Genomic DNA, 13,465 nt, shown 5'->3' on the forward strand with positions numbered 1-13,465 from the left:
TTCCGCCGCCCAGCTACGTCATGGAGGCATGGACGCTTGCGCTACCGCCAGGCTCCGTTCCCTTCTCTCTAGCCAGGAAACCATTGCCATGACCAAGCTTCACACTGCCCAGCGCCCAGTCCCCACCGTTGACACGGGCGCGCAGCGGTCCTCCACGCTGGGCAGCCGCTTGCGGCTCACGCCGCTCGCTTACGCACTGACCACCATGCTGATGGCGGGCGCCTTTACCACGCCGGCGCGCGCGCAGCAGGCATTCAGCGGCGGCTGGTTCGCGGCCAAGGGCGCGGCGCAAAATACGGCGGCCACGGCTGGCCGCCTGCCGAATGGCCAGCCGCTGCCGCTGGGCAGCCGTCCCGAAGGCCAGCGGGCGAATGAACCGTTACAGCGCTCGCTCAACAACCTGAACCTGGCTGCGCGCGCCATCGCCGCGCAGCAATCGGCCCAGGCGCAGGCGCGCCAGGCGGCGAGCGGCGTGCCCGGCGCACCCGATGGTCTCGTGAAAGGCGGCTTGCAGGTCGACACCAACAGCCTGACGGCTGGCTGGCTCAATGCCCAGGGCCCTGTGCAGACGGTAGCGAACGGCAAGACGGCCGTGGTGGTGCAGCAGACGGCGGACAAGGCCATCCTGAACTGGGAAACATTCAATGTGGGCAAGGATACGACCCTGACGTTCCAGCAGCAGAAGGACTGGGCCGTATTGAACCGGGTCAACGATCCGCAAGCGCGACCCAGCCAGATACAGGGCCAGATCAAGGCCGATGGCACGCTGCTGCTCGTCAACCGCAACGGCATCGTGTTTACAGGCACGAGCCAGGTCGACACGCGCAGCCTGGTGGCGGCCGCGGCCCGCGTCAGCGATACGCAATTCCAGAAAAACGGCATCTACAGTCCCGGCACGGCCGGCGCCACGACGTTCACGGATGCGGCCGGCAAGGTGCAGGTGCAAGCCGGTGCGCGCCTGGCCAGCAATGCGCCCAAGGGCAGCACGGAAGGCGGCGGTTACGTGATGCTGCTGGGCAAGGAAGTGCACAATGCGGGCGAGATCAGCACGCCCAAGGGCCAGGCCCTGCTGGCCGCCGGCGACAGCTTTACCATCAAGAAAGGCGTGGGCACGGATGGCAATCCGCTGTCGACCACGCGCGGCAGCGAAGTCACGCCGCAGTTCGCGGCCGGCAGCACGGCGGGCAAGGTCGTCAACACGGGCCTGATCCAGGCGCGCGAAGGCGACGTCACCCTGGCCGGGCGCACGGTGCAGCAGGACGGTGTGCTGCTTGCTACCACCACCACGGCCACGCGCGGCACCATCCACCTGAATGCCCTGGGCAGCGACGCTGCCGTTAACGTGGGACGTGGCGCCACCACGGCCATCCTCGTCGAAGACGACGGCAAGACGACGGCGCTCGACAGCCAGCGCGACGCCATGCGCGGCCCCGCCGTGACGTCCACGGAAAACATCCTCGCCGTGAACGACCGCCGCGACCAGTCGCGCATCGAGATCGGCAGCGCCGGCACGGTGGAATTCATGGGCGACTCGCTGACCCTGGCCACGGGCGGCCAGATCGCCGTCAACGCGGCCAGCCGCAGCCTGCTGCGCGATGGCGCCCAGCTCGACGTTTCCGGCGCCGTCGGCGTGAAGGTGGCGATGGAGGCGAACAATGTCGAGATCAATGTGCAGGGCAACGAACAGCGCGACGCGCCCGTCAACCGCGACGGCAAGGCCTTGATCAACAATAGTATCTGGGTGGACCGCCGCAAGCTCGTGTTCGTACCGAAGGGCACGAACGGCTACGACAGCGACCGCTGGTACACGGCCGGCGGCTTGCTGGAAGTGGCCGGCTACCTGGGCACGCAGGGCCACTCCGTCAGCGAATGGATGGCGCAGGGCGGCACGGTCAGCTTTGGCGGCAAGGATGTCGTCACGCAGCTTGGCTCCAGCATCAACCTGTCGGGCGGCACGCTGGACGTGCAGACGGGCGCGCTGCGCCAGACCTGGCTGAAGGGCGCGGACGGCAAGCTGTATGAAGCGGGCAGCGCGCCCGCCGACCTGCCTTACGCGGGCGTGTACAAGGGCTACGAGGAAGAGCATGCGCGCTGGGGCAAGGATGCCAGCGCCTTCTATGCCAATCCATTGATCGCCGCGCAAAAGCGCCTGGAAAACGGCTACACGGTGGGCCGCGACGCGGGCAAGCTGGTGGTGGCGACGGGGTCGGCCGTGCTGGAAGGGGGCATCGCGGGCGACGTTTTCCAGGGCGGACGCCAGGCGCAGGCGCCGCAGGCGCTGCTCGACGGCTACCAGCAGTCGCAGCTGGCGGCCGCGCAGCGGGGGCAGTTGATCGTCGGTCAGTATCAGCCGATGTTCGACAAGCGCACGGGCGTGCTACAGCATGCGTTGTCGGCCGTCATGGACGAGGTGCGCCTGACGCGCGTGCAGGACGGCATCGCCGCCGGCCTCGACGTGGCCGACGTATTGGCTGCAGAGCGTCAGGGCAAGCTGCTGCTCGACACCAACTTGCTCAACAGCCAGCAACTGGGCGCCGTCCGCATTGCCGCGAAAGGCGCGATCACCGTCGACAGCGCGCTGCAGGTGGCCGATGGCGGCAATATCACCCTGTTCGGCAAGGAAGTGGCCATCAACGCCAGCCTGCGCAGCCGTGGCGGCAGCATCGCGGCCGGCAACGTGCTGAACCAGATCGGTGCGCTGGGCATGCTCGATACCTTCGTCAATCCGGGCGTGCCCCCGGGCAAACTGGTGCTGGCCGATGGCGTCAGCCTCGATACCAGCGGTCTGCTCAGTAACGTGCTGCGCGATCCGCTGGCCGCCGCCGGCCTGCCATACCTGAACGGCGGCAGCGTATCGTTGCGGACGTATGGCGACGTGCGCATCGGCAATGGCAGCCTGATCGACGTGAGCTCGGGCGCGGCCATCCTGGCGCAGGCGAAACAGCAGGGTGGCAAGGGCGGCAACGTGACCCTGGCCAGCTATGGCGCGAAGGCGGACCTGGTGCTGGGCGAAGGCGCGCAAGTGCGCGGCCATGGCGTGGCGGGCGGCGGCAAGCTGGAATTGCAGGCCAACAAGATCATGATCGGCTACATTGAAAAACCCGAGGCAGGCACCGTGCAGCTGGATGGCGGCTTCTTCGACAAGGGTTTTTCCAGCTATAGCCTGGTCGGCAAGCAGGGCGTGACGGTGGCGGACGGCACGCAGGTGGACGTGCGCATGCCCGTGCTGCGCGTGGTGGAGAATGAAAAACTGGCCCTGTGGACGCCGGAACAGGTCACGGAAAACCCGCTCAAGGGCACCTTGACGCAGCGCAAGGGCGCCAGCCTGGCCCTGCAGGTGGGCGACATGCAGTCCGGCGCGGCCGACATGGCCATCGCCGAATTGCTGGTGGGCAAGAATGCCGTGGTGAATGTCGATGCGGGCCAGTCCATCAAGCTGTCCAGCGTGGGCCAGCTGACGGTGGAAGGGCGCCTGAACGCCTGGGGCGGCAAGGTCAGCCTCGGTAGCGTGGCCGTCGACCGGCCTGTGTCCGAAGCGGTGGAGGCGGCCGGCCATGGCCGCTCCATCTGGATCGGCGAGAATGCCGTGCTCGACGTGGCATCGCGCGCCGTCAGCGCCACGGATGCGCAGGGCCGGCGCTACGGCAAGGTGGCTGACGGCGGCAGCATCGTCGTCGGCGGCGAGATCGACCATGCGCAGGGCAGCACTTCGGCGGCCAGCCTGTTCGTGGTCGTGCGCGACGGTGCCGTGCTCGATGCGTCCGGCGCGCACGCCGTGCTCGACGTCAATGGCGACGCCGTCGACGTGGCCAGCGCGGGCGGCAGCATCGCGCTGGCGTCGAACAATGGCCTGTACCTCGATGGCCAGCTGCGGGCCAGGGCCGGCGGCGCGGGCGCGGCGGGCGGCACCCTGTCCGTGGCCACGGGCACACCCGAATACCTGAAAGTGCTGGCCACGCCCAAGGTGCTGCAGGGCCGCCAGCTGCGGCTGACGCAGCGCCAGGTGGCCAGCGACCTGGCCGGCGGCGTGACGGCGCGGGAAGCGGCCGAGGACGGGCCGCAGGCGCTGCAATACGGCCATGGTCGCTTTTCCGTGGAACAGGTAGAGGCGGGCGGTTTCGGCAACCTGGCCCTGCTGGGCGCCGCCAGCTTCGATGGCGACGTGTCGCTGACGATGCGGCAAAGCTTCCAGCTGTACGGTGCGCCGCTGCTGTCGCCCGGCAGTGAGCCCGGCGCGAAGGTCAGCATCGCGGCGCCGTATGTGCGCCTGGCCAGCATCAAGCCGGCCGGCCGCGATTTCTATACGACGCCAGGCAGTGCGGGAGAATCGCCGGTCGCCAGCCAGATCAGCATAGCGGGCGACCTGATCGACGTGCGCGGCATGGTCGACATCCTCGCCAAGGACGTGCGCCTGACCAGCCGCGGCGACCTGCGCTTCCTGCTGTCGCCGCTGGGCTGGGACGGCAACCAGCCGTCGACGGTGCTGTCCTCGCCGGGCGACATGACCCTCGTTGTGGCCCAGCTGTATCCGGCCACGGGGGCCGGCGCGGCCGTGCGCGTGGGCTATAGCTCCGTCAACGGCAAGTTCGGCTACGATCCGGCGCACAGCCTGACCATCGGCCGCAGCACGGCTGGCGTGCCGGCCATGCCGTCTTCCGCCTTCGGCTCGCTGGACCTGGAGGCCGCGCATATCGAGCAGGGCGGCGTGGTGCGCGCGCCGCTGGGCCGCCTGGCGATCGGCGCGGCCCGCTATGACAATGACAAGAGCCTGAGCGTCAATCTGCTGGCCAACAGCATCACCTCCGTCAGCGGCGCCGGTCTTGTCATGCCGTATGGCGGCACCGTCGACGGCCAGAACTGGAACGTGGACGGCAAGCTGGCCACCTTCATGGGCGTGGGCGGCTTCAATGCGCAGGGCAGCTTGCGCGTCGGCGTGGAAATGGCCGGTGTGGCCGTGGACGTGCAGCCGGGTGCGCTGCTCGACCTGTCCGGCGGCGGTGAACTGACGGGGGCCGGCTTCATCGCGGGCCGCGGCGGCTCCACCGACGCGCGCTACCATCCGCTGATGCAGGTGGGGGCGAATGGCGGCTTTGTGCTGCCGGGCCTGGCCACCAATCCCGTGTACGCCATCGTGCCTGGCGCGCAGGCGCCGCAGGCGCCCGCGGGCGGCGAAAAGGCGGCGTCCGACCCGGCAGTGGGCCGGCAGGTGACGATAGGCAGCGGCGTGCCGGGCCTGGCGGCAGGCACCTACACGCTGATGCCGTCGACCTATGCCTTGCTGCCAGGCGCCTTCCGCGTGGAACTGAACGGCCTGGCGGGCCAGGGCAGCGCCGGCACTCTGGCGCAACCGCTGCGCAACGGTTCCTGGGCCGCGTCCGGCACCCTGTCGATCGCGGGCACGGACATCCGCGCGCCGCTGGCCAGCCAGCTGATACTCACGCCGGCCAAAGTCTTGCGCACGTATTCCCAGTACAATGAAATGGGCTATGCGGCGTTTGCCCTGGCCGATGCGCAAACGCGCGGCATTCCCCGCGCGATGCTGCCGTCCGATGCGAAAACGCTCAAGCTGACCCTGGCGCAAGGCGGCGGTCTGGACACGTTCCAGTTCCGGGGCACGGGCAAGTTCGCCGCGGCCGATGGCGGCTATGGCGGCACCGTGGTGCTGATGTCGAACGATAGCGCCGCCGGCAACATCGAAATCCTTGCCGACGGCGCGCCGGCTAGCAGCGGCGCCGGGCAGGTCAGCATACGTGCTTCAAGCCTGAACAATATCGGCGCGGCCCGCATCGTGGTGGGCAATTCCCCCACCGTGGAATATGGCCAGGGCGGCAATTACGTCAACTTCGGCGTCCAGTCGGCGCGCGCCATCTACCTGCGCGCCGGCGCCGTCCTGTCGGCGCCCGAAGTGTTTCTGGTCGCCCAGGACCCTGGCAATGAGGAATTGGGCGATGGCGTGATCGATATCGCGGCCGGCGCCGGCATCAGCACCCTGGGCCGTGGCAAGGCCGCGTACGACGCCAACGACGGCTTCATCTACAAGAGCCGCCCGGACGTGCACGTGCTGGCCGCCTCGAACGGCTTGCTCAATGTGGCGCCCGTCAGTGGCGCGACGCGCGGCGGCATCCGCATCGGCATGTGCGACGACGCCTGCGCCGGCACGGCCAGCCTGTACTCGGAAGGCACCTTGCTGCTGGCAACCAGCGGCAGCTTCCAGCTGGACGACACGGCCCGCTACGGCACGCGCAACCTGAGCCTGGCCGTTGGCGCCATCAATATCGGCGCCAACGAGGCGCTGGCGGCGGCCCAGGCCAATGGCACGCGCCCCACCGGCCTGACCCTGAACCAGGGTGTGCTGGACCGCCTGCTGCGCGGCGACACCAGCACGGGCGCGCCGGCCCTGCAGGCGCTGATGCTGAACGCGGCCGACAGCGTCAATTTCTATGGCGACGTGGTGCTCGATACCTACGACAAGACGAGCGGAAAATCGAACCTGGAGCGCCTGGTGCTGACCACCCCGGCCATGTATGGCCAGGGCGATGCGGGTACGGTGGCCACCATCCGCACGGCCAACCTGGTCTGGGGCGGCGCCCTGTCCGCGGCCGGCAATGTGATTGCGCGCGGCGCCGGCACGGGCAGCGGCTCCCTGAACCTGGAGGCGGAACGCATCGATTTCGGCTTCGGCCCCTTCACGCAGCCGGCCGGCGTCGCCTCGTTCGACCGCCTGGCGCTGGGTTTTGCCAACGTCAACCTGAAAGCGTCGGGCCAGGTCACGGCCAACCACAAGGGCAGCCTGTCCGTCTACCAGGCGCAGGGCGCATATGAGACGGGCAAGGGTTTCCAGTACAGCGGCGGCAATCTGAACATCGGCACGCCGCTGCTGACGGGGGACGCCGGTTCCGCGCACAGCTATACGGCGGGCGGCGCGCTGAAGGTGGCGGCGCCGGCCGGCGCGGCGCCAGCGGCTCCCGTCAAGAACAATGACGCGCTGGGAGCCCAGCTGAGCTTGAACGGCGACAGCGTGAGCGTGGCCACGGCCGTAGTGCTGCCGAGCGGCAAGCTCACGGTCAGCGCCCGGCACGACATCACCGTAGCCGACGGGGCACGCATCGACATGGCGGGCCGCAAGAGCACCTTCTTCGACGTGGATAAATACAGCTGGGGCGGCGACGTGACCCTGGACAGCCGCGCCGGCGATATCCGCCAGGCTGCGGGCGCCGTGATCGACCTGTCGGCCGAGAACAACCGCGCCGGCAGCCTGAAGGCCGTGGCCCTCGATGGCGCGGCCGGCATGGTCGATTTGCAGGGCAAGATCCTGGGCGGCGCCAGCGGCAGCTACGACGCGGGCGGCACCATGGTGCCGTACAAGAAGGGCAGCGTGGACGTGCGCGCGCAGACCCTGGGCGCGGGCGGCACCCTGGACAGCCAGTTCGCCTCGCTCAACCAGCGCCTGAATGAAGGCGCGGTGACGGGCGGGCGCAGCTTCCAGCTGAAACAGGGCGACTTGACCATCGGTAATGAAATGAAGGCGGGCGAAGTGCAGGTGTCCGTCGACAACGGGCGCCTCGCCGTCGCTGGCGTGATCGATGCCAGCGGCGAGCGCGTGGGCAGCATCCGCCTGGCCGGCCAGCATGGCGTCACCCTGGCCGGCAACGCCGTGCTCGACGCGCATGGCACCGTCCTGCGCGTCGACAGCTATGGCAAGATCATCGACAGCCCGAACCGCGCCATGGTGGAACTGAACGCGGGCGAAGGCACACTGGACCTGGCCGGCGGCGCGCAGATCGACGTGCGCCACGGCACGGCGGCCGTGGCCGGCAAGGGCAAGGGCGAACACGACGGCGCCGCGCGCGGCACGGTGGAACTGAGCGCGCCGCGCCTGGGCAGCGGTGGTTCCCGCACGGACGTTGACGCCGCCACCTTTGGCGACATCGCCATCGCCGCCGGCGGCGGCTTGACCATCCGCGGCGCGAAATCCATCGCCGTCAACGCCATGCAGCGCTACGACGACGCGGCCTACGCATTGGCGCCGGGCGCCAATGGGCAACCGGTGCCAGACCTGTCGGCCAGCGGCCGTCCCTACCAGGTGATCAACCAGGCGTATCTTGACAGCAAGCACGGCGACAGCACGGCCTTCATCGATGCGGCGCTGGCCAACACGGCCTTGCGCAACGGCAAGCTGGCCGGCTTGAACACGGCCGCGTATGCCGATGCGCTGCATTTGCGTCCCGGCGTCGATATCGTCAGCAAGACGGCGGACGGCGACCTGGTGGTGCAGGGCGACGTGGACCTGTCTGGCATGCGCTACGCCAGCCTGAACCCGCGCTTTCAAGTAAGCAATGTGCGCGGTTCGGGCGAGGTGGGCAGCCTGCTGCTGCGCGCTGGCGGCGATCTGAGCATCTATGGCAGTATCAATGACGGCTTCGCGCCGCCGCCTTCCACCCAGGACGACAGCGGCTGGCGCCTGCTGCCGGGGCGCGACTTCAACGGCAGCGACGTCATCGTGCCGGGCAAGGGCGTGACCCTGGCCGACGGTACCATCTTCCCGGGCGGCGCCACGCTCAATTACGACGTGCCCGTCAAGGCCCTGAGTTTCCGCGCCAACACGCGCCTGCCCGTGGCCGTGGTCCTGAACCAGGCACTCACCTTGCCGGCCGGCACGGTACTGGCGGCCGCCGTGCGCGACAGCGCCGGCAATATCGTCCACGCGGCGGGCACCTTGCTGGCCACGGAACAGACCTTTACTGCCGGCACGCGCCTCGATGCGGGCAGCGTGATCGCGCAAATGGTCAAGGTGCGCGCCATGACCTGGCCGAAAGGCATCGCCTTGCCGGGCTTGCTGGGCGAGCGCAACGTGGTCACGCTGAATGGCAAGCTGGCGCTGCCGGTCGGCGCGCTGATCCCGAACGGCACCGACGTCAAGCTGCTGCCCGGTGTGACGGCCATCGAACTGCGCCCGGAAGTGGCGGGCCGCCAGGGCAAGCTATGGGCCATCGCGCCCATGCTGGCCGAAGGCTCGCAATCGTGGGGCATGCGCCTGGCGGCCGGCGCCGACCTGGAGGCGGCCGACACGCGCAGCGTGCAGGCGCATCCGGATCACGGCACCCTGCGCCTGGCCGACAGCCATTACGGCATGTATGGCGTGCTGGTGCCGCCGAAGGGCGTGCAGCACTGGACGCAGGCGGCGCAGGAGCTGGGCGAGCGCGAGGGCATCGTCGGCATCGTGGCAGGCACGCCCATCACCGAGGAATTCATCAGCCAGTTTGGCCAGACCGTGGCCGAATTCTGCGCTGGCGACGCGAGCATGTGCGTGCTGAAGGTGGCCTATGTCTGGACCAAGGCCGGCGCGGAAGAATTCGCCGACCCCAGCGTCAAGGCGGGCGACGTGGTCGATCCGGTGGGGCTGAAATGGCTGACCATTTGCGAGGAAAACCCCACCTGGTGCACCAGTTCCAGCCCCACGTATGACTACAAGGCGTCCAGCCTGCGCTACAGCGTGCTGCGCACGGGCACGGGCGACCTGGACCTCGTCAGCGGCGGCGACCTGCGCATGGACAGCCTGTATGGCGTGTACACGGCCGGCATGTCGTCGGTGGCGACGGCGGCCGGCGACCCGTACAACCTGCCGCGCGCGCGCAACCTGGACGGCACGGTGCTGTCCAACCCCGATGGTGCGCATGAACGCCTGGTCGATGGCGGCGCCGACAGCCTCTACCGCGCCTGGTATCCGGACCGGGGCGGCAATCTGCTGCTGCAGGTGGCTGGCGACCTGAGCGGTTCGCTGGTGGGCGCGGCGGCGGCCAGCAACGGGCGTCCCGTCAAAAAGGATGGCCTGGGCGATTCTGTGGCGGTGGGCAACTGGCTGTGGCGCCAGGGCAGCGGCGGCGTGGCCACGGGTGGTCCGGCCCAGCCGACGGCGTGGTGGATCAATTTCGGCAGCTACGTGGGCCGCGATACCCTGGCCGATACCGTGCTGGGCTTTACGGGCTTCGGCACCCTGGGCGGCGGCAATGTGCGCGCTGACGTGGCGGGCGATGCGGGCGTGCTGGCACCGAAGGTTGCCACCGTTTTCAATACCAACATCAATCCGCGCTCGCAGGGCTTGCTGCTGGCCGTGGGCAGCACGGGCCGCGTGCTGGCCGATGGCAGCCTGCAACTGACGGGCGGCGGCGACCTGGACCTGCGCGTGGGCGGCGATCTCAATCCCGCCAGCCAATCCAGCGGAGGGCATCTGAATGGCGCGCTGGCCGACTTGCGCGGCCACGTGGAGGTGGCGGCTGCGCAGCTGGGCGGCGTCGCGCTGCAGTACGGCACGCGCTCGACCGACCACGTGCCGCTGGAAACACGCGCCTTCGACGCCTTCCGCGCCACGCGCGCGACGCCGCAGGGGGGCATGACCCTTGTGCCCGGTGACGCCACGTTCAGCGTCGCAACCCTGGGCGACCAGGTGCTGCAGGACGTGGCCGACCCCGGCCGCGTACCCATGTTCAACGCTTCGTCGTTTACCAGCGCGTCGGGCGAAGCGGGCGCCGGCTACAGCTGGTTCAGCCTGTGGACGCCGCGCACGGCGCTCGACCTGCTCTCCGCCGGCGGCAACATGACGCCGCTGACGGCGGGCATCGACACGGCCACCGACCTGGCCATCGTCTACCCATCCATCGTGCGGGTCGCGGCGCCGCATGGCAGCCTTTACTACGGCAAGACCATCACGGATTGGGGTGGTGCATCCGCGTATGCCTCGCCGTTGCTGCTGGCGCCGTCTCCCAATGCCCAGCTGCAATGGCTGGCCGGCGATTCCATCTATGCGGGCGGCTATGCCGTCAGCCAGTCCGGCGCTGCCGCCGACAGCATGGCGACGCCGTTCAAGCCGGCCTTCGAGGCCTGGAACCTCCGGCCTGGCAGCCTGACTTCCGCAGGCGGCAATGTCTCAAGCACGGGCGTACCGTCGTCGCAGTGGAGTTTGCCGCTGTTCGCGTTCGGCCCCGATTCCGCCGCCGGTCCCGCCAACAGCGGCACGCAAGTGGCGCGTATCTATGCCGTGAAGGGCGACCTGGTGGGCGTGAACAGCGGCCGCATGGTCGAGTTCTACGATGCCAGGCATGCGGGCATCACGTGGTACGAGGGGGGGCAACCGGTGTGGATGAAGGCGGGCCGCGATATCGTCGGCAGCGGCACGGCCCAGCTGGAAGCCGTGAGTGGCAGGGGCGACGGCGAAATGATGTTCCGCAATTACAGCAACTTGTTCGTGCACAACAATGCGTTTGACGTATCGGTGGTCTCCGCCGGCCGCGACATCCTGAACAGCTCCTTCAACGTGGCCGGCCCCGGCACGCTGGATATCAGCGCCGGGCGCAACATATTGATGCAGGACAAGGGCAGCGTCGTCAGCCTCGGTCCCGTCGTGGCGGGCGACAAGCGCCCGGGCGCCGGCATCGCCATGCAGGCGGGCGTGGGCGCGGCCGGCCTCGATTACCTGCGCTTCGTCAAGCCGTATCTCGACCCGGCGAACGTGGCGCAGAAGGGCGTGCCGCTGGCCGACCAGGCCGGCAAGGTGGTGAAAGCGTACGACAGCGAACTGGCGATCTGGCTCGGTGAGCGTTACGGTTTCAAGGGCACGCCTGCCGAAGCGCTGGCCTTTTATCTTGCCTTGCCCGAGCCGCAGCAGCGCGTGTTCGCCCGCACTGTGTATTTCGCGGAACTGAAGGCGGGCGGGCGCGAGTACAACGACTGGGACAGCTCGCGTTATGGCAGCTTCCTGCGCAGCCGCAACGCCATCGCGGCCCTGGCGCCGGCCACGGACACCAATGGCAAGGCGATTGCCTATGCGGGCGACATCGTCATGTACCGCGGCCTGTACGCGGTGCGCAATGACGGCGAGCAGCGCTGGGATTACTACCCCCGCAGCGGCTACGTGCACACGAACTTCGGCGGCGATATCCAGCTGCTGACGCCGGGCGGCAGGCAGGTGTTCGGCATCGAGGGCGAGGCGCCGCCGGCCACCTCGGGCGTCATCACCAAGGGCGGCGGCAATATCGACCTGTTTTCGCACGGCAGCATCCTGCTGGGCCAGAGCCGCATCATGACGACGTTTGGCGGCGATATCCTGGGCTGGTCGTCGCAGGGCGACATCAACGCGGGGCGCGGTTCGAAGTCGACCATCGTCTACACGCCGCCCAAGCGCGTGTATGACAACTGGGGCAACGTGACCCTGTCGTCCGATGTGCCGAGCACGGGCGCCGGCATCGCCACCCTGGCGCCTATCGCGGAAGTGCCGGCCGGCGACGTGGACTTGCTGGCCCCGCTGGGCACCATCGACGCGGGCGAGGCGGGCATCCGCGTCTCCGGCAACGTCAACCTGGCCGCGCTGAAGGTGATGAACGCGGCGAATATCCAAGTCAAGGGCGAAGCGAAGGGCATGCCGACGGTGGCGTCCGTCAACGTGGCGGCCATGAGCAACGCCAGCGCGGCGGCGACACAGGCCACGGCGGCGGCGCAGGAAGTGGTACAGCGCGAGCGCGCCGCCACCCGTTCGGCGCAGCCCTCCGTGTTCACGGTGCGCGTGCTGGGCTTTGGCAGCGAAGCGCCGCCCGACAGCGCGCAAGCCACCCCGGCCGACGGCGCGCGCAGCGAGGCGGCCGATTACAACCCGCGCAGCGCCGTGCGCGTGCTGGGCCTGGGGCCGCTGCCGGAATCGGCCACGCGCCAGCTGACGGCGCAAGAGCGCAGCAGGTTGTCGCCATGATGGCCGGCATGACCCACGTGGCTGCTGCCTTGCCCTTGCGCATGGCGGGGCATACCGGCATGGCCTGGTGCCGGCCCGCCATCCGGCCCCGTCTGCAGGCGGCCAACGACGTGGCGCCCTTGCCGATACCGGCACCGGCGCAGGGCGCCCGCCTGCAGGCGGTGCTGGAAGGCAATTACGCGGCCCTGCACCGGCGCCTGGCGCGCCACCTGGGCTGCGCCGAGCTGGCCAGCGACAGCCTGCACGACGCCTGGCTGCGGCTGGGCAGCTTGGCGGCAGGGGATGGTGCCGCGCTGGCGCACAGCCCCGTCGCCTATGTGTTCCGCGTGGCGTGCAATGCGGCCATGGACAGCCTGCGCCGCAACCGCGCCTGGCTGTATGCGGATGAGGGCGGTGACGATGGCGCCGCCGGCCTCGTCGATTTCCTCGCCGATACGGCGGCCGGGCCGGAACGTCTGGCCGAGCTGCAGGCGGACGTGCGGCGGCTGGCGCAGGCAGTCGACTTGCTGCCGCGGCGCCACCGGCAAGTGCTCGAAGCGCTGCGCGTGGACGAGCTGACCCGTCAGGAAGTGGCCGAGCGGCACGACATGTCCTTGCGGAATGTCGATACGGCCCTGCGCCAGGCGCTTGACCATTGCGCCCGCCACACCGGTTACGCGGCGCAGGGGGGCGTCGGCACGACCCGGCGCAGCCTGCGCCTGCGCCAAGGATAGGCGCTCACCGATG

At 69.2% G+C, this 13,465-nt stretch carries 2 protein-coding genes; both read left to right on the forward strand.

Features of this window, described 5'->3' with window-relative positions; all coding sequences use genetic code 11:
- Positions 1-88 precede the first annotated feature (88 nt).
- Positions 89-12,739, forward strand: coding sequence for a filamentous haemagglutinin family protein (locus tag BLT98_RS27920; protein WP_092613538.1), 12,651 nt, complete (start codon positions 89-91; stop codon positions 12,737-12,739).
- The gene (locus BLT98_RS27925) at positions 12,736-13,452 is read left to right on the forward strand and encodes a sigma-70 family RNA polymerase sigma factor (protein WP_092613567.1); all 717 of its coding nucleotides are present in this window, start codon (positions 12,736-12,738) and stop codon (positions 13,450-13,452) included. The genes BLT98_RS27920 and BLT98_RS27925 overlap by 4 nt, the downstream gene beginning before the upstream one ends.
- The last annotated feature ends 13 nt before the right edge of the window (positions 13,453-13,465 follow it).

The organism is Janthinobacterium sp. YR213, from assembly GCF_900099875.1.
GTDB classification, from domain to species: Bacteria; Pseudomonadota; Gammaproteobacteria; order Burkholderiales; family Burkholderiaceae_D; genus Janthinobacterium; species Janthinobacterium lividum.

Excerpts from the sequence above, each read along its gene's own strand:
- BLT98_RS27920 (WP_092613538.1), top strand. The coding sequence starts at position 89 with ATGACCAAGCTTCACACTGCCCAGCGCCCAGTCCCCACCGTTGACACG.
- BLT98_RS27925 (WP_092613567.1), top strand. The coding sequence starts at position 12,736 with ATGATGGCCGGCATGACCCACGTGGCTGCTGCCTTGCCCTTGCGCATG.